The sequence below is a fragment of the Caballeronia catudaia genome, assembly GCF_001544755.2.
Taxonomy (GTDB): domain Bacteria; phylum Pseudomonadota; class Gammaproteobacteria; order Burkholderiales; family Burkholderiaceae; genus Caballeronia; species Caballeronia catudaia.
In genome coordinates, this window is the sequence record NZ_FCOF02000008.1 from 45689 (window position 1) to 70794 (window position 25106).

Consider the following 25106-nt stretch of genomic DNA (forward strand, 5'->3'; position numbering starts at 1 on the left):
CCTTTTCAAATGCAATGGAGACAACCATGCGCAAAGTAGTGATCGGCGGCGTCGGCATGACGCCCTTCGGCAAGTTCCTCGAACGCAATCTGAAGTCGCTGGCGGAAGAAGCAGTGTCGCTCGCATTGAAGGACGCGCACGTCACCGTAAACGATGTGGACCGCGTGTTCTTCGGCAACGCGGCGGCGGGCGTCGTCACGGGACAGGAGATGATTCGCGCGCAGTCGTCGCTGCGCAATACCGGCCTCGACGGCAAGCCGATGTTCAATGTCGAGAACGCGTGCGCGTCGGGCAGCTCGGCGCTCAACCTCGCGTGGCTCGCGGTGGCGTCGGGACAGGCGGAAACGGCGCTCGTCGTCGGCGTGGAGAAGCTGTCGCACGAAGACAAGTCGGTTTCGTTCGGCGCGTTCGCGAAGGCCGTCGATCTCGAAGAGCCGCTGCCCGAAGGCGTGACGACCGGCACCGGCTCGCTCTTCATGGACCTGTACGCCGCGAAGGCGCGCAAGTGGATGGAAAAGACCGGCGCCGAAGCGAGCGATTTCGCGCGCGTCGTCGTGAAAAGCCGTCGCGCGGGCTCGCTCAATCCGCATGCGCAATTCCGCAAGGAAACCAGCGTCGACGAAGTGCTGACGAGCCGCATGGTCAGCGATCCGCTGACGCTTTTCATGTGCTCGTCGATCGGCGATGGCGGCGCGGCCGTCTTCATCTGCTCCGAGGATTTCGCGGCGAAGCACGATATCCAGCCGGTGTTCATCCGCGCGAGCTCGATCGTGTCAGCGAAAGCGGACGGTTCCGGCGAACTGGTCGCGGTGCGCGCGGCGCGCGAAGCGTATGAGGAAGCGGGCATCGGACCGGAGGACGTGCATGTCGTCGAATTGCACGATGCGTCCGCGCCTGCCGAGCTGATCCACTACGAGAATCTCGGCCTGTGCGCGCCCGGCGACGCGCCGAAGCTCATCCGCTCGGGCGATGCGGATATCGGCGGGAGAATCAGCGTGAATCCGAGCGGCGGCTTGCTGTCGCGCGGGCATCCGGTGGGCGCGACGGGCGTCGCGCAGATCGTGGAACTGACGCAGCAGTTGCGCGGCAAGGCGGGCGCGCGGCAGCGGCCCGGCGCGAAAGTCGCGCTCGCGGAAAACAACGGCGGTCAGCTCGCGGGCGATTCGGCCGTCGCGCTCGTCACGATTCTCTCGACGTAATCTCCGCGAGTTCCACCGTCACATTCCCCAGCTCTTCGAAGCGCGCGCGCACCGGCGCTTCGGCCAGCGCATCGGTGACGAGCGTCCAGTGGCGCGCAAGCGGCGTCCAGTGCTGCTGGCTCGCGCGCTCCAGCTTGTTCGACGTGACCAGCACGAACAAGCCCGCCGCCTGGCTCGCGATGCATTCCTTCAAGAACGCCTGCTCCGCCGTCGCTTCGCACAGCCCGCGGCCCGCAACGACGCCATCCGCGCCCAGAAACGCCTTGTCGAACGTGACGCGCGTGAGCGCCACCTGCGCGAGCGCCCCGAGCGTGCTCATGCTCGACGGCCGCACATCGCCGCCGATCAGCGTCACGCGCACGTCCGCCGCCGCCAGCACGCTCACCGCGAGCAGATTGTTCGTCACGACGTGAATCTCCGTGCGCCCCGCGAGGCAGCGCGCGAGCGCGGCCGTGGTCGTGCCGCCGTCGAGAAAGATCGTGTCGCCGTCCTGCACATGCCGCGCCGCCGCGCGCGCGATCGCTTCCTTCTGCTCCCGAAAACTCTCGCGCCGCGTATCGAGCGATTCTTCCGGCTCGTGCATCCCGACCGACGCCGCGCCGCCATACGTGCGCACGATGCGCCGTTCGTCGGCGAGCGCGCGCAGGTCGCGGCGCACCGTCGCCTCCGACATGCCGAAGTGCCCGCACAGCGCGGCGACATCGTTCATGCCGGACAGCACGGCCTTGAGCATGGCCTCACGGCGTTTCTCGACTTTCATCCTTCTCCCTGAATGCTTGCGGTTCTGGCGGCGACGCACAGTGTAGCGGGTCTGCCGAATGCTTCGTCGGCTTCGCACGCGCGATGCACGTTTTGATCGGTTCGGTCATTCGAACAGGCAAAATCGTCCAGAACGATCAGAGTAAACACGTATGCCGACCGATTTGCGCGAAAATCACGAGAGGACTACACTCCGACCTGATCGATTCAATCAATCCATGACCGAATCGGACAGAAACCACAGTGGAGACTTGCATGGCTCAGATTCACATCAAGCGCGCCGTCGAGCGCGTGCCCGGCGGGATGATGATCGTTCCGCTCCTGATCGGCTCGCTGATCGCGACGTTCATGCCCGGCATGCCGAAGTTCTTCGGCTCCTTCACGAACGCGCTCTTCACCGGCGCGCTGCCGATTCTCGCGGTGTTCTACGTGTGCATGGGCGCGAGCATCGACGTGAAGGCAACGCCGTATCTCATCAAGAAAGGCGGTGCGCTCTTCGCGACGAAAGTCGGCACGGCGATCGTCGCGGGCATCGTGCTCGGCCATTTCCTCGGCGAGCAGCCGATCACGTCGGGCCTCTTCGCGGGCATTTCGACGCTCGCCGTCGTCGCCGCGATGAACGACACGAACGGCGGCCTCTACATGGCGCTGATGGGCCAGTACGGACGCTCGGAAGACGTGGGCGCGTACACGATCATGTCGCTCGAATCCGGCCCGTTCCTGACGATGGTCACGCTCGGCGTCGCGGGCCTCTCCGCGTTTCCGTGGCCGACGCTCGTCGGCAGCATCCTGCCGCTCGCGGTCGGCATGCTGCTCGGCAACCTCGACCGCGAGATGCGCGACTTCCTCGCCCGCGCCGTGCCCGTGATGATTCCGTTCTTCGCGCTGGCGCTCGGCGCGGGCCTGGATCTGCACAAGGTGTGGCAAGCGGGCCTGCTCGGCATCGGCCTGGGCCTCGCGGTCGTCATCGTGACGGGCATTCCGCTCTACTTCGCGGATCGCCTGACGGGCGGCACGGGCGTCGCGGGTGCGGCGGCGGCCAACACCGCGGGCAACGCGGCGGCGGTTCCTGCGCTGATCGCGGCGGCCAATCCGGTGTATGAAGCAGCCGCGAAGTCGGCGACGCTGCTGGTCGCGGCATGCGTGGTCGTGACGGCCATCGTCTCGCCGATCCTGACGGCGTCGATCGCGAAGCGCGTGAATGCGCGGAATCAGGCGCGCGCGTCGTCCGAATCGAAGGCCCGCGCGAAGGCGAGCGAGGCCACGCAATGAAGAGCTTGCTGATCGTCGCCGACGATCTATCGGGCGCCGCGGACTGCGCGATCGCGTTCGCGGCGGCGGGTTTGAAGACGGTCGTATCGCTCGATGCCAACGCGTCGGACGATAACGCAGCCGTCATCGCCGCCGACACCGACACGCGCCGCCTCACGCCCGCCGATGCGGCGCTGCGCACGGCGAACGCGTGGCAGGCGTTGCGCGCGCCGGGGCGGCGTCTGTACAAGAAGATCGATTCGACCTTGCGCGGCAACTGGACAGCCGAAGTCGCGGCGCTGACGAAGCTCGCCGGGCCGGCGATCGTCACGCCCGCGTTTCCGGCGACGGGCCGCACCGTGCGGGACGGCCGCGTGATCGTGCGCGGCGTGCCGCTCGAAGACACCGAAACGTGGAAGCTCGAGAACGCCGGACAGAACGCGGAACTGCGCGCGATGCTCGACATGGTCGGCTTGCGCACCGCGCAGGTTTCGCTCGATGCTTTGCGCGCCGCGCCGCAGGACATCGCCGCGATGGTGGCGTCGGCGGCGACGGCGAATGGCATCGACGCGATCATCGTCGATGCAGAAACCAGCGACGATCTCGCCACGCTCGCCCGCGCGACCGCATCGGTCGATGCGCAATTTTTCTGGGTCGGCTCGGGTGGACTCGCGCGCGAGCTGGCCGCCTTGCCCGATCTCTTCGATGCGAACGCGTCCATGAAAGCGACGCGTGCCATCGACCCGACGCAAGGCCCGATCCTCGCGCTCGTCGGCAGTCTTTCGGCGATTTCGGAGCGTCAATGCGCGATGCTCTGCGCCGAAGCCGGCGTCTGCGAAATGATCGTGCCGCCCGACGTGTTGCGCGAAGGCGCGCGGCATCCGGAATGGCGGACGTGGGGCGAACGCATCGGCGCGAAAGTGCGCGGCAAGGAAGACGCGATCGTGCGCATCGGCCGCGACGACGCGTTCGATCCCGCCGAAGGCGCGCGCTTGTCGAATGCGCTGGCGGCGCTCGTCGCGCCTTCGTTCGACGCGCTCGGCGGGCTCATCGCGACCGGCGGCGAAACCGCGCGCGCGATGCTCGCCGCCGCGAGCGTCGGCAGCCTGGAGCTCGTGACCGAGATCGAGGCGGGCGTCGCGCTCGGACGGCCATCGAATGGCAGCGGACCTTCGATCGTCACGAAAGCGGGCGCGTTCGGCAGCGAGCACGCGCTGCTCGGCGCCTATTTGCATTTGCGCGGCGCGGACCTTCCCGTCGCGCGTTGAGAACAGACATCACCAGACCCCACATCATGAGCAACTACCTCCCCGTTATCGGCATCACGATGGGCGACGCGAGCGGCGTCGGCCCGGAAGTCGTCGTCAAGAGCCTCGCGCACGATGCGGTCTACAAGCAGTGCCGTCCCCTCGTGATCGGCGATGTGCGGCGCCTCGAACGCGCGAATGAACTCGTCGGCGGCAAGGCGACGGTGCGCCGCATCAAGGACGCAACCGAAGCGCGCTACGAGCCGGGCGTGATCGACTGCATCGACCTCGGCCTGATTCCCGACGATCTGCCCTTCGGCGAGCTGTCGGCGATCGCGGGCGATGCGGCGTATCAGTACATCGCGCGCGCCGTCGAACTGGCGCAGGCGAATCAGATCGACGCGATCTGCACCGCGCCGCTCAACAAGGAAGCGCTGCATGCGGGCGGCCACAAGTTTCCCGGCCATACGGAAATGCTCGCGCATCTGACGGGCGTCGACGAAGTCTCGATGATGCTCGTCGCGCCGCAATTGCGCGTGATTCACGTGACGACGCATATCGGCATCATTGATGCGATCCGCAAGATCGAGCCGGGTCTCGTGCAGCGCACGATCGAACGCGGCAACGCGACGCTCGTGAAGGCGGGCATTGCGAAGCCGCGCATCGGCGTGTGCGGGATCAATCCGCATGCGGGCGAAAACGGCCTCTTCGGTTATGGCGAGGAGGAGGAGAAGATCATTCCCGCGGTGAAGGTCTTGCAGGAACGCGGGCTGGATGTGACCGGCCCGCTGCCCGCCGATACGCTGTTCTATCGCGCGGGGCGTGGCGATTTCGATCTCGTCGTCGCGATGTATCACGATCAGGGGCACGGTCCCGTGAAGGTGCTCGGGCTCGAAGCGGGCGTGAACGTGACGGTCGGGCTCGATGTGATCCGCACGTCGGTCGATCACGGCACGGCGTTCGATATCGCGGGCAAGGGCATCGCCGACGAAGGCAGCATGCTCGAAGCGCTGCGACAGGGCGCGGAGCTGGCGACGCGGCGTCATTGACGCTTATGGCGTGATAATGGGCGCTCCACACGACGTGCGAGCGCTCATCATGCCTTCGTCTCTCGATACGCTGCGCAGCATATGGCGCATCGCCGGCTTGCCCGACGATGCGCTTTCTTACATCGACCTTCCCGGTCACGATCCGGTTTTTCCTTCCACCTTTGCGGTCGGCACGGCGGCGCAGGCGACCATCGGCGCGGCGGCGCTCGCCGCATGCGAGCTCGGCGCGGCGCGCGGCGTCGAGCGGCAGCGCGTGTCGATCGACATGACGCATGCGGCCGTCGAATGCACGGGCGCGTTCACCGTCGACGGCAAGGAACCCGAGACGTGGGGACGCTTCTCCGGTCTCTATCGATGCGCCGATGGCTATGTGCGCATTCACGCGAACTTCGAACATCATCAGGATGGCGCGCTGCGTCTGCTCGGGCTCGATCCGAAGACGGCCACGCGCGAGGATGCCGGGCGCGCGTTGCTGACGTGGCGCGGCTGCGATTTCGAGGATGCGGCGGCGGCGCGCGGGCTCGTCGTCACGATGCTGCGCACGTTCGACGAGTGGGATGCGACGCCGCAGGGGCAGGCCATCGCCGCGCAGCCGCTGATGACGATCACGCGCATCGGCGATGCTTCGCCTCGCTCGCTGCCTTCGTTGTCGAAGGATGCGCGTCCGCTCGATGGCGTTCGCGTGCTCGATTTCACGCGCATTCTCGCGGGGCCGGTCGGCGGGCGGGCGCTGGCCGCATTCGGCGCGGATGTGATGCTCGTGAACGGGCCGCATCTGCCGAATATTCCCGCGATCGCGGATACGAGCCGGGGCAAGCGCTCGGCGTTGCTCGATCTTCGGCTGGAGCGCGACCGGGAGACGCTCTGGCGGTTGATCGACGAGGCGCATGTGTTCGCGCAGGGGTATCGGCCGGGCGGGATCAGTGCGCTTGGGTTCGGGCCGCAGGCGCTTGCGGAGCGGCGGCCGGGGATCGTGTATACGTCGCTGACGGCTTATGGCACGGAAGGACCGTGGGCTTCGAGGCGCGGCTTCGATTCGCTCGTGCAGACCGCGATGGGGTTCAACGCGGCCGAAGGCGAAGCAGCGGGCGATGGCAAGCCGCGGCCATTGCCGATGCAGACGCTCGATATGGCGAGCGGGTTTTTGATGGCGTTCGGGGCCGCGGCGGCGTTGTGGAAGCAGCAGCGGGAAGGCGGGAGCTGGCACGTGGAGGTTTCGCTCGCGCAGACGGGGAAGTGGTTACGAGGGCTCGGGCGTGTCGATGGCGGATTGAAGATCACGAAGCCGGATTTCGCGCCGTATGTCGAGCGGTATGGATCGGGGTTTGGGGAGTTGGTCGCGGTGCGGCCCGCGGCGCGGCTGGCTCGTACGCCGGCGGGGTATGCGCGGGAGTCGGGGCCGCCGGGGGCGTCGGAGGCGCGGTGGTGAGGCGGTAGGCGTTCAGGGCGTAGTAGCCCGAGAGCTACAAAATTGCTTTTCTGATCGATTTTTGTAGCCCTGGAGCTACAACCACGCTTTTCGCCGTGTAGCTCTTGGGCTACAATTCAGGACAGTTGCATCATTTTTGATGCCCCGGGGCTACAAATGACCACGCTGGCCGATATCGGAGAGATGTTGAAAGATGCCCGTCGAGTGGCGGGGCTTTCGCAGAAAGAACTGGCCGAACGCGCCGGTATCGCGCGTACGACGCTCGCACGCATGGAAACGCTCGCGCGAGGCGACATGAGCGTATCCGCCCTCGTCCGACTTCTCGAAGCCGCCGGCTATGACTTGCGAACCGTCAAGCGCGGGCATGCTCGCACGCTGGACGACGTGCTGACGGAACAACGCAAGGCGGGAGAATAAGGCATGCGCCTTCATGTGTTCGTCAAAGGCAGACTCGTCGCTCACCTCTATCGTCAGGCAGACGACTATGCGCTGCGCTACACCGCTGACGCTGCTTCGGACGACTTCGTCAGCCTGACCATGCCGGTTCGCGAACAGGCGTGGGTGTGGCCTCGCGATTTACATCCCTTTTTCCGGCAAAACCTGCCGGAAGGCTTTCTGCTTCAGGTGATTCGCGAGGAGTTCGGCCCCTATCTCGACGGAACGGATCTCTCGCTTCTGGCGGTCATCGGCGGCTCAGGCATTGGCCGCGTCACCGTCGGCTCCGAAGGCGGTGCGCCGGGCAGTGAGCTCGACCCGCTCGACCTGAATAGCCTGCTGCACGAAGACATCACGACCGACCACTTCGCGGAGCTCGTGCGGTACTACGCGCGCGCGGCGATTTCAGGCGCCGTGCCCAAGTTCCTTGCACCGGAATCCTCATCGGCGCCGGCACCACTGGGTAAGCAGACTCTGCGCACGAGCCGGCACATCATCAAAGGCTCCGACGAGCAAACGCCCTACCTCGGATTCAACGAGCATTACTCGATGCAGGTGCTCGCAAGACTCGGCGTCGCCCGAGTGGCGAAGACCACCATGTCGGACGATGGCCGCGTGCTCGTCGTCGACCGGTTCGATGTCGACGAAGACGGCAAGCCCGCGCTCGGCGTGGAAGACGCCTGCAGCCTGCTTGGTCTGCCGCCGCATGAGAAGTACCGGCCGTCGACCGAACAGGTTCTCAACGCGACGAAGCCCTATATCGCCGCTTCCAGTTGGAGACAGGAGGCCGAGCAGCTTGGCTGGCTGCTCCTCACCAACTATGTCGTGCGCAACGCGGACTGCCACTCGAAAAACATCGCCCTGCTCTATTCGGACATCGATGACGTCGTCTACACGCCCGCCTATGACATCGTCACGACGGAGGCCTATCCGCGCTTTGCGAACAATCCTCCTGCGTTGAGCGTCGACGGCCGCAAAACGTGGGCGTCCGGCAAGACACTGGAACGCTTCTTCAACACACGACTTGGCATTGCGCCCAAGCGTTATCGTGAAATGGTCGAAGCGCTGTGCGACTCGGCCGTGTCGACGGGGAAAGACATCGTCGAAGCGGCAAGAAACGAAACGCGATGGCGCTGGATAGCCAAGCAGATGTTGCACGCATGGAATGAAGGTATGGCGTCGTTACGGAGCGCCAAACCGCAAGTCGCGCTCAAAGCGCTGACGCCGGTCATCGAAGGCGCCGGTTTCTCCGATGCAGATGACGCTGATAACGGAAGAAAGGTGATTGGCCGCTCGGAATTGCTGGCCAATCACGGCAAAGGCGTCTGAGTTGCGCGGAGAGGCGTGGGCGGCGCGCGCCGCCGCTATTTTCGATGCCGCCTAGTGCGCGCTTTCGAGACGTCTCACTGCGTCGCGCACGAACGCAAGCAAGGTTTCGTTCGCCCAAGATCCTTTCGACAATTCCGGCTCGGTCTGCAACGCATGCCGGATCTTCGCGTGCGTCCGCGGATCGTCGCCCGCGAAGCTGCGAAAGAGCGACACCCAGCGCCGCGCCAGTTCCTGGGCGCGCGGCGAATCGGGTGTCGCGCCTTCGTCGATCGCATCGCGGACATCGGCCATCAGTTGCGGCCATTCCATCGCGCGCTTGCCGTAGTTGTCGCGCAGGAAGCGAAACTCGTCCGGCGACAGATGGCGCTCGTAGGTCGCGATCTTGGTCGCCGAGAACGCGCGCAGCACGTAGTCGCGCAACTCCGTCGATATGCCGATGCTCGCCTGCATCGACGGCTCGTTGTCGTGCATGCGGTTCAGCTTGGCGAGCAGGCGCGGATCGTCGCCGGTATCGCGCGCGAGCAGCGTCATCCAGCGGTCCGCGAGCGCCCGCGCACGCGTGTCCTCGGGCGGCACGCCCGCGTCCATCAGCGCGCGCACATCGGCGACGAGCGCGGTCCAGTCGGACGGCTGCCCTTGCGATTTGCGATACATCGGCAGGCGGTCGAGTTCTTTTTGGGAAAAGTAACGGTCGAACATCGTCATCAACTCCAGCGTGTTGAGCCAGTCGGCCAGCTCGGGCTCCTTGCCGTCCATCAGCATGCCGCGCAGTTCGTCGAGGCGGCCGCGCAGACGCGCAGCCTTCTCGATCTGACTGTCGAGCATGGCGATCTGACGCGCGATGAGATCGGCGAGGGGCGTATCGGGCTGGGCGAGATAAGCGCCGATATCGGCAAGCGAGAGGCCGAAACCGCGCAGCGCCTGGATGCGATGCAGCCGGGCGATGTCGTCGCGGTTATACAGCCGGTAGCCGTTATCGGCGCGCGCCGAAGGCGTGAGCAGGCCGATGGCGTCGTAGTGATGCAGCGTGCGGACGGTCAGCCCGCTCCTCTTCGCCAGTTCTCCTACTTTCAACCGCATGCAAGCCTCCGTTCAGTGCGCAAAATGGAGGCTAGAACCTTACGCTACGTGAGGGTCAAGCGGTATGCGCTCAGGTCCGATTCTGCACGCCCGCGTCGACGCTCACCGGCACGCGCCGCGCGAGCGCGCACATCAGCTCGTAGCCGATGGTGCCGGCTGGCTCCGCGACTTCATCCACTCTGATCTGCTCGCCCCACAGCTCGACCGATGAACCGATGCCCGCCGACGGGCACGGCGTGAGATCGACGGTGAGCATGTCCATCGACACGCGGCCGACGATGCGCGTGCGCACGCCATCGACCGCGACGGGCGTGCCCGCTGGCGCGTGGCGCGGGTACCCGTCCGCGTAGCCGCACGCGACGACGCCGATCGTCATCGCGCGATCCGCCGTGAACGTGCGGCCATAGCCGATCGTCTCGCCCGGCTCCAGCGTCTGCACGCCGATGATGCGGCTCGAGAGCGTCATCGCGGCGCGCAGACCGACGCCTTCGATGTGCCGCGCGCAGCCCGTCGGCGACGCGCCGTAGAGGATCGTGCCCGGCCGCACCCAGTCGCGATGCGCGCGCGGATGCCACAGCACCGCCGCCGAATTGGACAGCGAGCGCGTGCCGGGAAGACGGCGCGTGGCGGCGTCGAATTCGTCGATCTGCCAGTCGATGGCGCCATCGTCCGCGTTCGCGAAGTGGCTCATCAGACCGATCGAGCCGATCGCCTCCATATCCGCCGCGCGCTTGAACGCGCGCTCGAAGTCGCCCGGCCGGAAGCCCAGCCGGTTCATCCCGGAATTCATCTTGAGCTGGATGTCGATGCGCTCGCGCGGCCGCGCGGCTTTCAGCAACGCGAGCTGTTCGTCGCAATGCACCGTGACCGTCAGCCGATGACGATCCGCCGTCTCGACATCGTCCGGTTCGAACACGCCTTCGAGCAGCAGAACAGGCTTCGTCCAGCCGAGCTCACGCACGCGCACGGCTTCGTCGAGATCGAGCAGCGCGATGCCGTCCGCGCTCGCGAGCGCCGGATAAATGCGCTCGATTCCGTGACCGTACGCATTCGCCTTGATGACGGACCACACGCGCGACGACGGCGCGGCGCATTTGACGAGCTGGAGATTGTGACGAACGGCGTCGAGATGGATGCGCGCGGAAATCGGACGTGGCATGGCGTTCTGGATTTTGAGTATAAGGCAGTGGATAGAGCGATCGTATCGGCCAAATGCCAGTTGTTGTTTATGTATTCTCGCTTATTTTTGGTCGAAATGCCTGCGGTCCACCCTCCCGCAAACTCAGCTCAGATACCCGAGATGCTCCGCCAGGATCACACAGCCGACGCCCATCAGAATCAGCCCGCCGACGATCTCCGCGCGCTTGCCGATCGTCGCGCCGACGAGCCGGCCGACCATCACGCCGATCGTCACCATCAGCATCGTCGCGAAACCGATGGTCGCCGCGGTCGAAAAGATATCGACGTCGATGAACGCGAGGCCGGCGCCGACCGCCATCGCATCGATGCTGGTCGCGAAGCCGGTCAGCGCGAGCACCCAGAACGAATGCGAGTTGGGCTTTTCTTCGTCATGGCTCGCCGGGCTCAGCCCTTCGCGGATCATGCGCGCGCCGAGCAGTCCCAGCAGGCCGAACGCGATCCAGTGATCCCAGGCCGTCACGTATTGCGCGGCCGCCCTGCCGAGCGCCCAGCCGACGAGCGGCGTCAATGCTTCGATCACGCCGAAGATCACGCCGGTCTTCAGCGCTTCCGCGATGCGCGGCTTGTGCAGGGTTGCGCCCTTGCCGACCGCGGCGGCGAAGGCGTCGGTGGACATGGCGAAGGCGAGAAATATTGTGGAAGCGAGGTTCATCGAGTAGCGCTCTGGTCGGGCAAGACGGAACGACAGAACGCGCGCCCGACCCGTCGCGAATCCTGTCGATGGTCTTGCCAACCTGTGACGGTTGCTCATGCCACGGCCTTGAACGGCCGAGCGTGTTGACATGAGCGCCTTTCCTGTGCGGAAAAGCCGGCTACTCCCCAGCGAAGAAACGTGAGCTTAACACGGCCTGGCGACCGTTCCTGCGCGCTCAGAGCCGTTGGGATACAGTGATTCCGCAGTGCCGCGCCCTCACCGCGTTCAAGGAGGCACCATGCAGGCAGCTCACCCGACCCAGTCGGCCGCGCGCGAAGCGGTCGAGCGTCTCTATCGAGCGTTTGCCACGCAGGACGTCGCGCTCTTGCGCGAGGCCGTCACGCCTGACTGGGAATACCTCCCCGAGCCGCCCGGACAGCAGCCCGGCCCCGATCAGATGATCCGCATCTTCGAAGATCTCGCGGCCGCGCTGCCCGACATGCACATCCAGATTCTCGACATGCTGATACAGGACAATCGCGTCGGCACGCGCGCGGAAGTGAGCGGCACGCAGTCCGGCCCGCTAATGGGCATCGCCGCGACGAAGAAGCCGATCCGCTTCGCCATTCATTCGTTCCACGAACTGCGCGACGGCCGCGTTTCGAAGACCTGGCATCTCGAAGACTGGCTGAGCGTATTCCGGCAACTCGACGCCGTCCCGCCGAAGGTTTATCCACCGGTCTAGTTTTGGCACACCAGATCTTCTGTTTCGCCTTGCCGTTCCCGATCGTCGGCGTGATGCCATCGGCTGAGCGTGAGCGTTTCGACGATTCACTTGCGCGCACAGTCAATTTCCCGAAAGGAATTTGTTGCAATGCGTCAAGTGTGCTAACCTAGGTGTTAATACCTAGTTAGTTACCCCTAGCACGGAGTCAGTCATGGGAATCATCGCCGCCACGCCTATCGCTTTTGTTTCGTTCATCGCCGCCAAGCTGCGCACCGCCGCGCGCGACGCCCTCAACGCCCGCGCGAAGGTCAGCGCGCTGATGGCCGAGGCCTATCGCCGGGCGTAACACACGGGGCGGGGAGTATTCCCCGCGCCATCGCGCTTCATTGCAACGCATAGGCGATCACATAGTCGCCTGCCTTCGTACCGAGCGAGCCATGTCCGCCCGCTGTCACGAGCACGTACTGCTTGCCGCTGGCATCGGCGTAGCTCATGGGCGTCGCCTGTCCGCCTGCCGGCAGCCGCGCTTCCCACAGCTTCCTGCCGTCGCGCACGTCGTACGCGCGCACGTATTGATCGAGCGTGCCCGTCAGAAACGCGACGCCGCCCGCCGTCACGATCGTCCCGCCGAGGCTCGGCACGCCGAGCGGCATCGGAATCGGCAAGGGCGCGCTGTCGCGGATCGTGCCGTTCTTGTGCATCCACGCAATCTTGTTCGTGCGCAGATCGACGCCCGCCATATAGCCCCACGGCGGCGCCTGGCACGGAATGCCGAGCGGTGAAAGAAACGCGCTGATCTCGTAGCCAAAAGGCGTGCCGAGCGCGAGCTTGATGCCGCTCGTCTCGCTGCCCTTCTTCTCGCCTCTGCTTTCCGGGATTTGCTCGCGCGGAATCAGCTTCGACGTGAACGCCATGTAATCTGGGTTCGCGATCAAAATCTGCCGCACCGGATCGACGGAAATCCCGCCCCAGTCGAATACGCCGAAGTTGCCCGGAAACACCAGCGTGCCCTGCTCCGATGGCGGCGTGAACGGCCCGTCATAACGCAGGCTCCTGAATTTGATGCGGCACCAGAGCTGATCGAACGGCGTCGTGCCCCACATGTCCGCTTCCTTCACGCGCGGCGGATTGAAATTGAGCGCGGAGACGGCCTGCGTCGGCGCGGCGCGATCGCCCTTCGCCGCCCCTTGCGGCACCGGCACCTCGCTGATTGGCACGATCGGCTTTCCGGTTTCGCGATTTAGCACGTAGATGCTGCCCTGTTTCGTCGATGCAATCACCGCCGGCTGCGCGCCCTGCGGCGTCTGCAAGTCCACGAGCGTCGGCTGTCCGCCGACATCCATGTCCCACAGATCGTGATGCGTGAACTGATAGTTCCAGCGCAGCTTGCCCGTCGCGGCGTCGAGCGCGACGACGCCCGCGGCGAACTTCTCGGCCTGCGGCGTGCGCTCGCCGCCCCATTGGTCGGGGGTCTGATTGCCCATCGGCAGAAAGATCGTGCCGCGCTTCTCGTCGACGCTGAACATCGACCACATGTTCGGCGAGTTGCGCACGTAAGTCCCGCCCGGCGCGATCGGCTCGGTGGCGTCCGGATTGCCCGAATCCCAGTTCCACACGAGATGGCCGTCGTTGACGTCGAACGCGCGGATCACGCCCGACGGTTCGTTGTTCGATTCGTTATCGGTGACATGGCCGCCGACGATCACGAGATTGCGGAACACGGCCGGCGGCGACGTCGAGTAATAGCCGCCCGGCGTGAACGGGCCGATGTTCGCGCGCAGATCGATCGCGCCGTTCTTGCCGAAGCTCGCGCACGGCTTGCCGCTGTCCGCGTCGAGGGCGATCAGGCGCGCGTCGGCGGTCGGAAGGAACAGGCGACGCGGGCATTCGGCCAGCGCGGTCGTCTGGGCGGGCGTCTGCGCGGGCGCGGCGGGCTCGGATGCGGCGCTTGCGGCGGCGGCCACGTCGGGGGAACTGGCGGCGGCGGCCTGCGCACCGGACGATGCGGCCGGCGCGCTCGCTTCGGCAGGCGCGGAAGCCGCGGCCACCTCGGACGCCGCCGCTGAAGGCATCGGATGCATCGACGCATCGTAATAAGCCACGCCGCGGCAGGTCATGTGCTCCCAGTGCTTGAACCCGACCGGGCTCTGGAGCTGCGGATCGAAGCGCCATTTTTCCTTGCCGCTCGCTGCATCCAGCGCGATCACCTTGCTGTGCGGCGTGCACAGGAAAATCGTGTCGCCGACCTTGAGCGGCGTGTTCTCGTCGGTGGTTTCGGTGGGATCGTCGTCGCCGGGCATGTCGCCGGTGCGATACGTCCACGCCACTTTCAACTGATGCGCGTTCTGCGGCGTGATCTGCGCAAGCGGCGCGTAGCGCTGCGCGAGCGGCGAGCCGCCATAGTCGATCCAGTCGCCAGGCTGACGTCCGGTCGCGGCATTCACATCGGGCTGATTCGCATCGGCGGCGACATCCACGTCGATGCGTCCGGGCCGGTCGTGCGGATCATTGAAAAACGTGCCGATGCCGAGCAGCAGCGCGACGATGATGGCGGCGGCAAGCGGCGTTCGCGCGGCGCGCGCGGTCGCGGGCGGACCGAACAGCGCACCGCGATGCACGAACGGGATCAGCAGCCAGATCGCGAGCAGCACCCAGATCCACAGGCGCGGCATCAATTGCCAGAAATCGAAATGCACTTCGACGACCGCCCAGATCGTCGACGCGAACAGCACGAGCGCGAAGAGCAGAAGCGCGGAACGCCGCCGTATCAACAGCAAAAGCCCGGTCACGACGATGGCCGCGCCCGCGATCACGTAGTACCACGATCCTTTCAGCGTCACGAGATACGCGCCGCCCGCCGCCAGCGCGATGCCGATGACGATGAACACGATGGCCGTGAAGAACGTGGGCGAATGAAGTCTGCCGTTGCCAGCCATGCTGAAATTCCTCCGTGACGATGAACGTCGGAGCACGGCCGTCGAACGGTCGTGGATCGGACGCTTGGGCGTCGTGGGAGGGAGCAATCGCTGTGCCGCTCTGCAGCATCGACGGCGTGCGAGGCGTGCTTACAGATGACTTCCTCAAAGAGGCGCGATGTGCATTCCAGTCAGAGCGGGCGCGGCCACAGTCCGCCGGGCGGCGTCACGGCAATGACACCTGCGACGAACGCCGCCTTCAGATCGGCGCGTTCGGAGAAACGCGGCGCTTCGAACCACAGCAGAAATTCGTCGCGCCAGTTGGCCCACGCGTTTTCGTCGAAATCGAAATCCTCGTCGATGCGGCCGTTGTCGCGCAGATACGCGCCGACCACTTGCCTGCCGTTCCAGTAGGCGACGGCGACATCGGTCAGATCGGCGGTCATGCCGCGCGGCAGATCGCGCAGCAGCATCGCGACATGCGCCTTGAACGATTCGAATTCGGTCAGTCTCATCGCCTGCTCCGCTTCAAAAAGTGCGTAAAAACCTGCCTGCGGCGTGCCTCTTCAGCCGAACACGCCCTTGTTCAAGTCCTTTTCGAACGCGGCGGTCCATTCCGTGCCGTGCCCGATGCGATATTCGCGTTCCTTCAGCGTGGAACGTCGCGTGATGGTGACCTGGCCCTGCAACGGATAAACATCGTCCACCACGTCGGACGCGCCGCCTTCCTGCACGAGAAAGTCGCTTTCGTCCAGCCGATGGCGTGCGAGGATCGCCAGAAAATCCGCTCTTTCGTCCGGTGCGATCACGGTCATGGCGCCCTCCCGATCGAAACGCTGCTTTCATTCAAAGTAGCACACGCGCGGCGGAACGTCGGCGCATATCTTGCGACGAGCGCGGCAGGGCGCACGCGCTTGCGATGAACGCGCGTGCCGATTATTTCCGATGGGAGGGCAATACCGATGAATCGCGGATCGATCATCCTGTGCGCGGCGGCGCTCGCCGTCAGCGCGCACGCACGCGCCGACGATGCCGTGTGCGGCACGCTCGAAAGCGCCACGAACGGGCAGGACGGCATGTTCGCGCTGCGCGAGGGGGAAAGCGTGAATTTCTGGCGCGGCGGCGTCGTGAGACACGGCGCGCTGCATGTGTACAAGGACGGCGAGGTGTATCGCGTGTACTGGCAGCCGGAAGGCAGCAGCGACGTCTACGTGCTCGCGAACGAAGGCACGAAGAGCGTGCGGCTCATCCTGACGCCGACGCGCGGAACGAAAGTAGACGTAGGGCCGGGCAGCCTGCCGAAGCAGAACGTGCTGTCCTGCCCCGACCTTTAGCGCTTACTTTGCTGCGAGCACCTTGCCGATCGCATCGGCGACGACCTGCACGTTGCGCTCGTTCAGGCCCGCGACGCACATGCGGCCCGAGCGCAGGATATACACGCCGAATTCCTCTTTCAGCCGGTCCGCCTGTTCCGCGACGAGGCCCGTGTAAGTGAACATGCCGCGCTGCTTCACGTAGCGCGTGAGCATTTCGCCCTTCACGTGGTCCTTCAGGCCGTCGTGGATCGCCTGACGCATGCGCGCGATGCGCTGGCACATCGACGCGAGTTCGGCCTGCCACGACTGCTTCAGCTCCGGCGTGTTCAGAACATGCGTGACGATCTTCGCGCCGTGCGTCGGCGGATTGCTGTAGTTCGCGCGCACCGCGCTCGTCAACTGGCCCAGCACGCGATCGGCTTCGGCTGCGTCGTCGCAGATCACATGCAGGCCGCCGCAGCGCTCGCCGTACAGCGAGAAATTCTTCGAGAACGAATTGGCGATGAACGCCGGCACGCCACGGCGCGCGAGCTCGCGCACGGCGAACGCGTCATCGTCGAGACCGGCGCCGAAGCCCTGATACGCCATATCGACGAAGGGCAGCAGATCGCGCTTTTGCAGCACGTCGATGAGCTTGAGCCACTGCGCGGAATCCAGATCGACGCCCGTCGGGTTATGACAGCACGCGTGCAGCAGAACGACGCTCTTGGCGGGCAGCTTGTCGATGCCTTCGAGCATCGCGTCGAAACGAAGGCCGCCGGTGGCTTCGTCGTAGTACGGATACGTGTTCACCTCGAAGCCCGCGCGCTCGAAGATGAAACGATGGTTTTCCCACGTCGGATCGCTCACCCACACTTTCGATTGCGGAAAGTAGCGCTTGATGAAATCGGCGCCCACTTTCAGCGCGCCCGATCCACCGAGCGTCTGCACGGTCGCGATGCGGCCGTCCGCGCGCGCGGGGCTGTCGTTGCCGAACACGAGCTGCTGCACGGCATCGCGATAGTGCGCGAAACCGGCCATCGGCAGATAAGGCTTCGGGCCGAGATCTTTCAGGATCGACAGCTCCGCTTCGCGCACCGCCTGCATCACGGGCAGACGGCCTTCGTCGTCGAAGTAGATGCCGATGCTCAGATTGACCTTGTTCGTGCGCGGGTCCTTCTGGAAGTTTTCGTTCAGCGAGAGGATCGGGTCGCCGGGGTAGGCATCGATATGTTCGAACATGGTGTGGGTGTCAGGACGAGAGATCAGCGAGATTCGAGGCGGCTCGCGCGCTGCGCGTCACCGCCCCTTTTTTTGAGATAGTAGCCGATTACGAGAACGGCCAGCCAAACCGGAATCAGATACACGGACAGGCGCAGGTCCGGCGTTTCGAACATCACCCAGACGATGCCCGCGAGAAACGCCAGCACGACATAGTTCGTGAGCGGATAACCGAAGCTGCGGAACGACGTCGCTTCGTTGCGAGCGCGTTTTTGCCGCCGGAACTTGAGGTGGATGATGCTGATCATCGCCCAGTTGATGAGAAGCGCCGAGACCGCAAGCCCCATCAGCAGGCCGAACGCGCGTCCCGGCATCACGTAGTTGATGACGACGCACGCGCCCGTGACGAGCGCCGACACGCCCAGCGCCGTCAACGGAATGCCGCGATTGCTCACGCGGGCGAACACGCGCGGCGCGTTGCCTTGCTGCGCCAGACCGAAGAGCATGCGGCTGTTCGCATAGACGCCGCTGTTGTACACCGAGAGCGCGGCGGTCAGCACGATCACGTTGAGCACGTTCGCGACGAGCGTGCTGTTCATTTCACGGAAGATCAGCACGAACGGGCTGCCGCCGGTCGCGACCTTGTCCCACGGATAGAGCGAAAGCAGCACGCCGAGCGCGCCGACATAGAAAATGAGAATGCGGTAGATGACCTGATTGGTCGCGCGCGGAATGCTCTTCGACGGTTCTTCCGCTTCCGCCGCCGTGATGCCGACGAGTTCCAGCCCGCCGAACGAGAACATGATCACGGCCATCGACATCGCGAGCCCGCTCACGCCGTTCGGAAAGAAGCCGCCGAGTTGCCACAGATTCGCGACGCTCGCTTCCGGCCCCGCCTTGCCCGACGCGAGCAGATAGCCGCCGAAGAGAATCATCCCGACGATCGCCGCCACTTTCACGATCGCGAACCAGAATTCCGTCTCGCCGTAGGACTTCACGCTCGTCAGATTGATCGCATTGACGATGACGAAGCACGCCAGCGCCGATACCCAGGTGGGCAGGCCCGGCCACCAGTACTGCATGTAGATGCCGATCGCCGAAAGCTCGGCCATGCTGACCAGAATGTAGATGGCCCAGTAATTCCAGCCGGACACGAAGCCGGATGCGTGGCCCCAGTATTTATCGGCGAAATGGCTGAACGAGCCCGCGACCGGCTCGTCGACGATCATTTCGCCCAGTTGACGCATGATGAAAAACGCCATGAGCCCCGCGATCGCGTAACCGAGCAGCACGGACGGCCCGGCGAGCTTGATCGTCTGCGCGACGCCGAGAAATAGCCCGGTGCCGATCGCCCCGCCGAGCGCGATCAACTGGATGTGGCGGCTCTTCAGTCCGCGCCTGAGGCTTTCGTGTGGGAGTGCTTCGTTGGTCTTGCCTTGAACCATGTCGATGTCGATGCCTTCTGAATCGCAAAAATTACCGCCGTGGAGAAGTGGTTCGCTTTTTTATGTCGTTTCGACCACATAGGGACATCACCACCCGCGGTAAAAGTGTGGTTTTTTGGTGCGGATGGTCATATTGGCCGGCGGAAAAAACGCTCACTATCTCGCTGAGGATCTGCGATTTTACCGCCCGGCGGCCCGCAGACCTTGATGGGTGGACCCGCCGCAGCCGCGCGCGAATCTTCAGAGCGAACATCAAACGATTTGAGACCGAAATCGGGTGTTATTCGGAGGATTGAAAGGAGCGCGACGGCGTGACAATCGCATCATCCACTCACGGGGGTCGCCATGTATCAGACGATGGAAGGAAACGCCAGGCCGCATCGTACGGCCGAGTGTTTCGCTGAAGGATTGCAGGACGCCACGCAAGCCGAACTGCTGAGCAGGCTGCAGTCGGTGTCGGACGACATCATGCGCCTCGCCGGCAAGCTGCACGCCGGACGCGACGCAACCGACGACGACGCCGACGCGATCACCGGACAACATGCGCTCGCGCAACAGTTGATCGGCCGGTTGCTGGCGATGCCGGCGTCGCAGGCGTAACAGGCGTCACAGGCACGGAAACAGGACCAAGCGCGAAAGCGGCCGTACGCCGCCCGCGTTCATCGGGGAAGTGAACATGAGCTACGTGAGCATCATCGCCGCTGTATGGGGAATTTGCGCGATTTGCGCGGTGTTGTTCATCCGTGGCGCGGCGCAGCGCAATCAGGAACCGTTGCGCCCGCAAGCCGAACGCGAACCAGGCGCAGGCCGCTCGCAGGATTTCAGCCGTCCGGCCTGACTCGATGGACCCGGCGAGACGCGAACCGCGCCTCGCCGCTTGCTTTACTGCATGAGTTACTTGCCCGCGTTGATGGCCGACACCGCCGCACGCAGGCCCAGCAGATAGCTTTCGACGCCGAACCCGGAAATCTGTCCCTTCGCGATTTCCGCGAACACCGATTTGTGGCGGAACTCCTCGCGCGCATGCACGTGCGACATATGCACTTCGATGACCGGCGCCGTCAGAATGGCGAGCGCATCGCGGATCGCGTAGCTGTAATGCGTCCACGCGCCCGCGTTGATCACGATCGCATCGACCTTTTCCTCGAACGCCCGATGAATGCGCGAGCACATCTCGCCTTCGATATTCGTCTGGTAGCACTCCACTTCCACGCCCAGCTCCTTGCCTAGCGCGGTCATCTGCTCGTCGATTTGCGCGAGCGTCGCCGTGCCGTACTGCTTGGGGTCGCGCTTGCCGAACATGTTGAGGTTGACGCCGTGCAGCGTCAGGATCTTTGCCATGACTTGTCCTTGATGGATGGGTGATTCAGACGGTTTCGACGATCTCGCCGCTCTTCGCGGCCTCGACGATAGCCTCGGTGATGCGCAGATTCTGCAGCCCGTCGCGCGCGCTGACAATAGGCTCGGCCTCGCCGCGGACCACGCGCGAGAAATGCGCCATCTGCAGCGCGAGCGGATCGTCGCGCTGCATCGGCACGAAGTTTTCCTCGAACGGCTTCCACCACGAGCGATCCTCCGCTTTCGCGTAGGACCTGAGGCGCATCGTCGGCACGGAGAGCGAGCCGAAGGTGCCCGCGATCACGTAGCAGTCTTCGTCGGGATAGGTCGAATACGCCTTGTTTTCCTGCGATGTCTGCTCCCAGCTGCGCGGGCACGCGGCCGTATCGGAGAGCATGAACGTGCCGAGCGCGCCGCTCGCAAAACGCAGATTGATCGCGACGGTGTCCTCGACGGGAAAGCCGCGCGTCGCGTGCGAAGCGAACGCCTGCACCGCGACGATGTCGCCGCACAGCATGCGCAGGTTGTGCACCTCATGGATCATGTTGAGCAGGATCGGGCCGCCGCCCGGCTCACGCCGCCACGGCGCGCTGGCGTAATACTCGTCGGGCTTGAAGAACACGGCGCTGCCCATCACCGCGACGAGCTTGCCGAGCCGCCCTTCGTCGATCACCTGTTTCGCGCGCGCCATGATCGGGCTATGCGCGCGATGATGCCCGATCAGCACCTTGACGCCCGAGCGTTCGGTTTCGTCGACGAGCGCCTGCGCTTCCTCGACGGTCGGCGCGATCGGCTTTTCGAGCAACATCGGCACGCCCGCCGCGAGACAGATGCGCGCATGCTCGACATGGAGCTGATTCGGCGTCGCGAGCACGATGCCGTCGGGGCGGTCTTTCGCGAACAGTTCATCGAGCGTTTGGTAGAGCGGCACGCCCGCCTTCTCCGCGATGGCGACGGCCGCCGGCGCCGGATCGACGATTGCGGACAGCGTGCACGTCGCGCTCGCCTGCGCGACGCCCATGTGCGCCTGACCGATATAGCCCGCACCGGCCACTGCGATGCGCGTCTTGCCTGAGTCTGTGTTCACTTCGATTCCACCGTGTTGAAAAAAAGCGTGAGTTCACCCCGGCGGCGCGCTTTCACGCGCCGCCGGGCAGCAAAAAGGGAGAAAGGAAACTTAGGAAGCGCGCGCGTTCGCGACCGATTCCGCGCGCAGGCGCTCGTACTCCGACTTCTCGACGGGCCGCGCATTGGCCTCGCCGAGCTGGCTGAGCGGGATGCGATACGTCTCCCGCGCGCTCCACGCGGCGATGGCCGAGATGATCGTCACGGCGAGCGTGATCGAGCCGATCGTGAACGGAATGTTCGTCGATCCCGGCGGAGCGACGGTCGCGAACAGCGCGGGCAGCAGCGCCGTGATCGTCGTGCCAACGTTCTGCGAGATGGCCATTGCGGAGACGCGCGTGCGTGTCGGGAAGAGCTCGGGATAGAAGCTCGGGAAGATCGCGTTATAGCCCTGATAGACGATGCCCCACATCAGCAGCGACGCGATGATCGCGAGCCAGAGGTTGTGAATGCTGATCGCGTAGAGATACAGATACGACAGCACGCCCGACGCCAGCGCGCCGACGATCACCGGCGGCTTGCGCCCGATCTTGTCGGACAGATTGCCGACGAGCGGAATCACCAGCACGGCCAGAATATTGCCGACCACCGGAATCCACAGATACACGCTCTTGTGAAAGCCGATGCCGTAGGCCGGCTGCACCGCGTACGCGGCGCCGAAGATGGTCGCGACCACGGGAATCACGTTCATCAGCGCCATGCAGACGACGCGGATCATGTCCGGGAGGTTGTACTTGAAGGCATCGACGATCGGCGAGCGCGGCACCGCGCCCTTTTCGCCTTCTTTCTCGAACGCGGGCGTCTCGTGCACTTCGCGCCGGATGATGTAGCCCGCGACCAGCACGAATGCCGACAGCAGGAACGGAATGCGCCAGCCCCACGAATTGAACGCGTCCTCGGGCATGTAGTACGCGAGCGGCAGGAACACGGCCGCCGCGAGAATCTGCCCGGCCTGCACGCCTTGCAGCGTGAAGCTCGCGAAGAAACCACGACGCCCGAATGGCGCGTGCTCGAGAATCATCGAGCTTGCGCCGGAGATTTCGCCCGCGACCGCGAAGCCCTGCACCAGACGCAGGACCACGAGCAGCGTCGGCGCGAGCATGCCGACGCTGTGATACGTCGGCAGCAAGCCGACGGCCATCGTCGAGAAGCCCATCAGGAACATGCACAGCACGAGCACGTTCTTGCGTCCATGCGTATCGCCCAGATGGCCCAGCACGAAGGCGCCGATTGGCCGCGCGACATAGCCGACGCCGTACGTCGCGAGCGACGCGACGATCGCCACTTTCGGATTGCCCGACGGAAAGAAAAGCTGTGGAAAGATCAGCGCGGCGGCCTGCGCGTAGATGAAGAAGTCGTAGTACTCGAGCGCGGAGCCGATCCAGCCGCTCGCGGTCGCCTTCTTCGTCTGCTTGTGGTGTTCGGCGTGCGACGCGCCTTTTGCACCGGGCGGGGTGAGAGAGTTCGTGTCCATGATGTCTCCTTTTAATGTCCTTACATCGATCTCACAGTTCCACTTGCTTCATTTCCACTCGACGGCATCCGGCATCCGGCATGCGGCGGGCACGGACATCCACTCATCATCGTCGGTGAACCCAAAGCTTTCGATGAGGCAAAACCCGCGCGTACGCCCGAAGTAAAAGGACCGAGCCATAAATTACTATGTCGTCGGAAAAACATAATCTGGCCCGCGGGAAAGTCAGAATGCGCTATCGGTGAATAATCAGTGCTCTCGGACTGACCGGCGCGCGGCTGCCTAAAGTTTGTGCAGGCCGCGCCGTAAATACGAACACCAGCGGTGACAGCATTGCCGCCGTCTTTTTCACTGCATCCGTCGGTCCTCCGTATGTCAGGCAACCCGTCCCTGATCGATTCGATTCTGGCCACGCCGGCGACAGAGGACGGGCGCATCACGCCCGCCATCCGTGCGTCGCTGCTGTCGACGCTGGTCGAGGACATCCGCCCGCTTGTGCTGTCCGGCATCTCCGGCGCGTTCGTCACGATCATCGCGCTCGGGCGCCAGCAGGCGCTGTGGACGCTCATCTGGGTCGCGTGCGACCTGCTTCTGCTCGCCGTGCGCGTTTCCATCGTGTGCCGCTATCGGGCGCGCTCCCAGCCGAACGCGCCGCATCCCGGCGCATGGGCCGCGCGCTATGCGCCGTTCGCGCTCGCGGCGTGTCTCGTGACCGGTCTCGGCACGATGGCCTGTGTGATTTCCGGCGACGCCGTGCTGGCGTCGCTCGCGATCATGGTGACGGCGGGACTGCTCGGCGGCATTGCGTCGCGCAACGCGGGCACGCCGCATCTGGCGATCGGGCAGGTGTGCCTAGGCGCGCTGCCGATCGGCGTCGGCGGGCTGTTCGGGCCGCCCGGTTACTGGATTCTCGTGCCGCCGCTCTTTCTCTATAGCGCCGCGATGTGCGCGGTCGTGCAGCGCCACTACCGCGGCCTCGTCGCGCTGATGACGGCCGAGCAAGGCCACGCCGAAATCGCCGCGCGCTTCGACGCGGCGCTCGCGCACATGCCGCACGGCCTTTGCACGGTGGATGCGTCGGGCAAGGTCGTCATCGCGAATCGCAAGGCGGCGGAGCTGTTCGGCGCGACGGTCGAAATGCTGCGGCTCAACGTGCCCCTGCCGGAATTCATCGGCTACGTGGGGCTCGCGAAATTCGGCGAAACGCTGCGCGCTCAGTTTTCCGAGCGCTGCGCGCAATGGCTGAAGGACGGCGACCTGCCGCTCGATCTGCCCTTGCGCGACGGGCGGCATCTCGAACTGAGCCGCAATCCGGTGCCGGACGGCAGCGCGGTCATCATCATCGAGGACGTGACGGAGCGCCGCAAAGCAGAGGCGGAAATCCTGCACTGGGCGCATCACGATTCGCTCACGGGCCTGCCGAACCGGCGCTATCTCGGCGATCACGCCGAGCGCCTGATGGCAAGCGGCGCCGGCCGCGAAAAAGTGATGGTGATGTACGTCGATCTCGACGGCTTCAAGCGCGTGAACGACACGCACGGCCACAACGCCGGCGACGAGTTGCTCAAGCGCGTCGCCGACCGCCTGCGCAACGTGATGCGCCGCGGCGAGCTGGCCGCGCGTCTGGGCGGCGACGAATTCGCGATCGTCGCGACGTATATCGCGCACGCGTCGAGCGCAGCCTTCGCGCGCACGATCATCCGCGAGCTGTCGGTGCCCTACGCGCTTGCCTGCGGGCTGACGCTGCGCGTGGGCGTGAGCGTCGGCATTGCGCTGGCGCGTCCGGGCGAGCCGTTCGAAAGCGCGCTGAAACGGGCCGACGCCGCGCTCTACGAAGCGAAATCGGAAGAGCGCGGCAGCTACCGGTTCTCGGCGGGCGATAGCGAATCCGTGGCGAACGACGAGCACGCCGTCGCCGCGATCGCCGACCGCGGACGCGCGTGGTAACGCGCTT

25 protein-coding genes and 1 riboswitch are annotated in these 25106 nt (G+C 64.9%); of the genes, 13 read left to right on the forward strand and 12 right to left on the reverse strand.

What is annotated here, in order from left to right; all coding sequences use genetic code 11:
* Positions 1–26 precede the first annotated feature (26 nt).
* The gene (locus AWB75_RS11005) at positions 27–1199 is read left to right on the forward strand and encodes a thiolase family protein (protein ID WP_061124115.1); all 1173 of its coding nucleotides are present in this window, start codon (positions 27–29) and stop codon (positions 1197–1199) included.
* Here AWB75_RS11005 and AWB75_RS11010 read toward each other — a convergent pair.
* Positions 1180–1959 carry a DeoR/GlpR family DNA-binding transcription regulator gene (locus tag AWB75_RS11010; RefSeq protein ID WP_061124116.1) on the reverse strand — a complete coding sequence of 260 codons (780 nt, stop codon included), beginning with the start codon at positions 1957–1959 and terminating at the stop codon, positions 1180–1182. The two genes, AWB75_RS11005 and AWB75_RS11010, sit on opposite strands and share 20 nt — an antisense overlap.
* A gap of 254 nt (positions 1960–2213) precedes the next feature.
* Between AWB75_RS11010 and AWB75_RS11015 the strand changes: the two genes are divergently transcribed.
* The 6 genes from AWB75_RS11015 to AWB75_RS11040 all read left to right on the forward strand — a co-directional run bounded on the left by AWB75_RS11015 (position 2214) and on the right by AWB75_RS11040 (position 8698).
* A complete protein-coding gene (locus tag AWB75_RS11015) occupies positions 2214–3230 on the forward strand; it encodes a 2-keto-3-deoxygluconate permease (protein WP_061124117.1) in 1017 nt (338 codons plus the stop codon).
* Positions 3227–4477, forward strand: coding sequence for a four-carbon acid sugar kinase family protein (locus AWB75_RS11020; RefSeq protein ID WP_061124118.1), 1251 nt, complete (start codon positions 3227–3229; stop codon positions 4475–4477). Before AWB75_RS11015 ends, AWB75_RS11020 begins: the two co-directional genes overlap by 4 nt.
* 26 nt (positions 4478–4503) lie before the next feature.
* A complete protein-coding gene (pdxA, locus tag AWB75_RS11025) occupies positions 4504–5505 on the forward strand; it encodes a 4-hydroxythreonine-4-phosphate dehydrogenase PdxA (RefSeq protein ID WP_061124119.1) in 1002 nt (333 codons plus the stop codon).
* 49 nt (positions 5506–5554) lie between these two features.
* Positions 5555–6934 (forward strand): CoA transferase, encoded by a 1380-nt coding sequence (locus AWB75_RS11030; protein ID WP_061124300.1) that lies wholly within the window; start codon positions 5555–5557, stop codon positions 6932–6934.
* A 156-nt stretch (positions 6935–7090) separates the two neighbouring features.
* A complete protein-coding gene (locus AWB75_RS11035; RefSeq protein WP_061124120.1) occupies positions 7091–7351 on the forward strand; it encodes a helix-turn-helix domain-containing protein in 261 nt (86 codons plus the stop codon).
* A 3-nt stretch (positions 7352–7354) separates the two neighbouring features.
* Positions 7355–8698: a type II toxin-antitoxin system HipA family toxin gene (locus tag AWB75_RS11040; RefSeq protein WP_061124121.1), complete on the forward strand. Its 1344-nt coding sequence runs from the start codon at positions 7355–7357 to the stop codon at positions 8696–8698.
* Between the two features lie 51 nt (positions 8699–8749).
* On the opposite strand, the gene AWB75_RS11045 is transcribed toward AWB75_RS11040, so the two are convergent.
* The 3 genes from AWB75_RS11045 to mntP all read right to left on the reverse strand — a co-directional run bounded on the left by AWB75_RS11045 (position 8750) and on the right by mntP (position 11630).
* The gene (locus AWB75_RS11045; RefSeq protein WP_061124122.1) at positions 8750–9778 is read right to left on the reverse strand and encodes a MerR family transcriptional regulator; all 1029 of its coding nucleotides are present in this window, start codon (positions 9776–9778) and stop codon (positions 8750–8752) included.
* 70 nt (positions 9779–9848) lie between these two features.
* Positions 9849–10937, reverse strand: coding sequence for an alanine racemase (alr, locus tag AWB75_RS11050; RefSeq protein WP_061124123.1), 1089 nt, complete (start codon positions 10935–10937; stop codon positions 9849–9851).
* 123 nt (positions 10938–11060) lie between these two features.
* Complete coding sequence (gene mntP / locus AWB75_RS11055; protein WP_061124124.1) at positions 11061–11630, reverse strand: manganese efflux pump MntP; 570 nt, start codon at positions 11628–11630, stop codon at positions 11061–11063.
* 8 nt (positions 11631–11638) lie between these two features.
* Positions 11639–11811: riboswitch (yybP-ykoY riboswitch) on the reverse strand.
* A gap of 99 nt (positions 11812–11910) precedes the next feature.
* Here mntP and AWB75_RS11060 point away from each other — a divergent pair.
* A complete protein-coding gene (locus AWB75_RS11060) occupies positions 11911–12357 on the forward strand; it encodes an ester cyclase (protein ID WP_061124125.1) in 447 nt (148 codons plus the stop codon).
* 193 nt (positions 12358–12550) lie between these two features.
* Positions 12551–12685: a hypothetical protein gene (locus tag AWB75_RS39140; protein ID WP_268807827.1), complete on the forward strand. Its 135-nt coding sequence runs from the start codon at positions 12551–12553 to the stop codon at positions 12683–12685.
* Between the two features lie 37 nt (positions 12686–12722).
* Here the strand turns inward: AWB75_RS39140 and AWB75_RS11065 are convergent, their stop codons facing one another.
* From AWB75_RS11065 to AWB75_RS11075, 3 genes are all read right to left on the reverse strand, one after another.
* Positions 12723–15275 (reverse strand): glucose/quinate/shikimate family membrane-bound PQQ-dependent dehydrogenase, encoded by a 2553-nt coding sequence (locus AWB75_RS11065; RefSeq protein ID WP_061124126.1) that lies wholly within the window; start codon positions 15273–15275, stop codon positions 12723–12725.
* A 170-nt stretch (positions 15276–15445) separates the two neighbouring features.
* A complete protein-coding gene (locus tag AWB75_RS11070) occupies positions 15446–15769 on the reverse strand; it encodes a hypothetical protein (RefSeq protein ID WP_061124127.1) in 324 nt (107 codons plus the stop codon).
* A 51-nt stretch (positions 15770–15820) separates the two neighbouring features.
* The gene (locus AWB75_RS11075; protein WP_061124128.1) at positions 15821–16069 is read right to left on the reverse strand and encodes a hypothetical protein; all 249 of its coding nucleotides are present in this window, start codon (positions 16067–16069) and stop codon (positions 15821–15823) included.
* 147 nt (positions 16070–16216) lie between these two features.
* Between AWB75_RS11075 and AWB75_RS11080 the strand changes: the two genes are divergently transcribed.
* Entirely contained in the window at positions 16217–16588 is a 372-nt protein-coding gene (locus AWB75_RS11080) for a hypothetical protein (RefSeq protein WP_061124129.1), read from the forward strand.
* A gap of 3 nt (positions 16589–16591) precedes the next feature.
* Here the strand turns inward: AWB75_RS11080 and AWB75_RS11085 are convergent, their stop codons facing one another.
* The gene (locus tag AWB75_RS11085) at positions 16592–17791 is read right to left on the reverse strand and encodes an amino acid aminotransferase (RefSeq protein WP_061124130.1); all 1200 of its coding nucleotides are present in this window, start codon (positions 17789–17791) and stop codon (positions 16592–16594) included.
* Between the two features lie 23 nt (positions 17792–17814).
* Entirely contained in the window at positions 17815–19215 is a 1401-nt protein-coding gene (locus AWB75_RS11090; RefSeq protein ID WP_061124131.1) for an amino acid permease, read from the reverse strand.
* 345 nt (positions 19216–19560) lie between these two features.
* Here AWB75_RS11090 and AWB75_RS11095 point away from each other — a divergent pair, with 345 nt between their 5' ends.
* Positions 19561–19815, forward strand: a complete 255-nt coding sequence (locus AWB75_RS11095) for a hypothetical protein (protein WP_061124132.1) — start codon at positions 19561–19563, stop codon at positions 19813–19815.
* A gap of 76 nt (positions 19816–19891) precedes the next feature.
* Complete coding sequence (locus AWB75_RS38085) at positions 19892–20053, forward strand: hypothetical protein (RefSeq protein WP_200822964.1); 162 nt, start codon at positions 19892–19894, stop codon at positions 20051–20053.
* 56 nt (positions 20054–20109) lie between these two features.
* Here AWB75_RS38085 and aroQ read toward each other — a convergent pair whose 3' ends face one another.
* The 3 genes from aroQ to AWB75_RS11110 all read right to left on the reverse strand — a co-directional run bounded on the left by aroQ (position 20110) and on the right by AWB75_RS11110 (position 23152).
* Positions 20110–20556: a type II 3-dehydroquinate dehydratase gene (gene aroQ / locus AWB75_RS11100; RefSeq protein WP_061124133.1), complete on the reverse strand. Its 447-nt coding sequence runs from the start codon at positions 20554–20556 to the stop codon at positions 20110–20112.
* A gap of 25 nt (positions 20557–20581) precedes the next feature.
* A complete protein-coding gene (locus tag AWB75_RS11105; RefSeq protein WP_143746422.1) occupies positions 20582–21640 on the reverse strand; it encodes a Gfo/Idh/MocA family protein in 1059 nt (352 codons plus the stop codon).
* 90 nt (positions 21641–21730) lie between these two features.
* On the reverse strand, positions 21731–23152 hold the full coding sequence (locus tag AWB75_RS11110) for an MFS transporter (RefSeq protein ID WP_061124134.1): 1422 nt from the start codon (positions 23150–23152) through the stop codon (positions 21731–21733).
* 372 nt (positions 23153–23524) lie between these two features.
* On the opposite strand from AWB75_RS11110, the gene AWB75_RS11115 reads away from it, so the two are divergent.
* Complete coding sequence (locus AWB75_RS11115) at positions 23525–25099, forward strand: sensor domain-containing diguanylate cyclase (RefSeq protein ID WP_087086576.1); 1575 nt, start codon at positions 23525–23527, stop codon at positions 25097–25099.
* Positions 25100–25106 lie beyond the last annotated feature (7 nt).

Excerpts from the sequence above, each read along its gene's own strand:
- AWB75_RS11005 (WP_061124115.1), top strand. The coding sequence starts at position 27 with ATGCGCAAAGTAGTGATCGGCGGCGTCGGCATGACGCCCTTCGGCAAG.
- AWB75_RS11010 (WP_061124116.1), bottom strand. The coding sequence starts at position 1,959 with ATGAAAGTCGAGAAACGCCGTGAGGCCATGCTCAAGGCCGTGCTGTCC.
- AWB75_RS11015 (WP_061124117.1), top strand. The coding sequence starts at position 2,214 with ATGGCTCAGATTCACATCAAGCGCGCCGTCGAGCGCGTGCCCGGCGGG.
- AWB75_RS11020 (WP_061124118.1), top strand. The coding sequence starts at position 3,227 with ATGAAGAGCTTGCTGATCGTCGCCGACGATCTATCGGGCGCCGCGGAC.
- pdxA (WP_061124119.1), top strand. The coding sequence starts at position 4,504 with ATGAGCAACTACCTCCCCGTTATCGGCATCACGATGGGCGACGCGAGC.
- AWB75_RS11030 (WP_061124300.1), top strand. The coding sequence starts at position 5,555 with ATGCCTTCGTCTCTCGATACGCTGCGCAGCATATGGCGCATCGCCGGC.
- AWB75_RS11035 (WP_061124120.1), top strand. The coding sequence starts at position 7,091 with ATGACCACGCTGGCCGATATCGGAGAGATGTTGAAAGATGCCCGTCGA.
- AWB75_RS11040 (WP_061124121.1), top strand. The coding sequence starts at position 7,355 with ATGCGCCTTCATGTGTTCGTCAAAGGCAGACTCGTCGCTCACCTCTAT.
- AWB75_RS11045 (WP_061124122.1), bottom strand. The coding sequence starts at position 9,778 with ATGCGGTTGAAAGTAGGAGAACTGGCGAAGAGGAGCGGGCTGACCGTC.
- alr (WP_061124123.1), bottom strand. The coding sequence starts at position 10,937 with ATGCCACGTCCGATTTCCGCGCGCATCCATCTCGACGCCGTTCGTCAC.
- mntP (WP_061124124.1), bottom strand. The coding sequence starts at position 11,630 with ATGAACCTCGCTTCCACAATATTTCTCGCCTTCGCCATGTCCACCGAC.
- AWB75_RS11060 (WP_061124125.1), top strand. The coding sequence starts at position 11,911 with ATGCAGGCAGCTCACCCGACCCAGTCGGCCGCGCGCGAAGCGGTCGAG.
- AWB75_RS39140 (WP_268807827.1), top strand. The coding sequence starts at position 12,551 with ATGGGAATCATCGCCGCCACGCCTATCGCTTTTGTTTCGTTCATCGCC.
- AWB75_RS11065 (WP_061124126.1), bottom strand. The coding sequence starts at position 15,275 with ATGGCTGGCAACGGCAGACTTCATTCGCCCACGTTCTTCACGGCCATC.
- AWB75_RS11070 (WP_061124127.1), bottom strand. The coding sequence starts at position 15,769 with ATGAGACTGACCGAATTCGAATCGTTCAAGGCGCATGTCGCGATGCTG.
- AWB75_RS11075 (WP_061124128.1), bottom strand. The coding sequence starts at position 16,069 with ATGACCGTGATCGCACCGGACGAAAGAGCGGATTTTCTGGCGATCCTC.
- AWB75_RS11080 (WP_061124129.1), top strand. The coding sequence starts at position 16,217 with ATGAATCGCGGATCGATCATCCTGTGCGCGGCGGCGCTCGCCGTCAGC.
- AWB75_RS11085 (WP_061124130.1), bottom strand. The coding sequence starts at position 17,791 with ATGTTCGAACATATCGATGCCTACCCCGGCGACCCGATCCTCTCGCTG.
- AWB75_RS11090 (WP_061124131.1), bottom strand. The coding sequence starts at position 19,215 with ATGGTTCAAGGCAAGACCAACGAAGCACTCCCACACGAAAGCCTCAGG.
- AWB75_RS11095 (WP_061124132.1), top strand. The coding sequence starts at position 19,561 with ATGTATCAGACGATGGAAGGAAACGCCAGGCCGCATCGTACGGCCGAG.
- AWB75_RS38085 (WP_200822964.1), top strand. The coding sequence starts at position 19,892 with ATGAGCTACGTGAGCATCATCGCCGCTGTATGGGGAATTTGCGCGATT.
- aroQ (WP_061124133.1), bottom strand. The coding sequence starts at position 20,556 with ATGGCAAAGATCCTGACGCTGCACGGCGTCAACCTCAACATGTTCGGC.
- AWB75_RS11110 (WP_061124134.1), bottom strand. The coding sequence starts at position 23,152 with ATGGACACGAACTCTCTCACCCCGCCCGGTGCAAAAGGCGCGTCGCAC.
- AWB75_RS11115 (WP_087086576.1), top strand. The coding sequence starts at position 23,525 with ATGTCAGGCAACCCGTCCCTGATCGATTCGATTCTGGCCACGCCGGCG.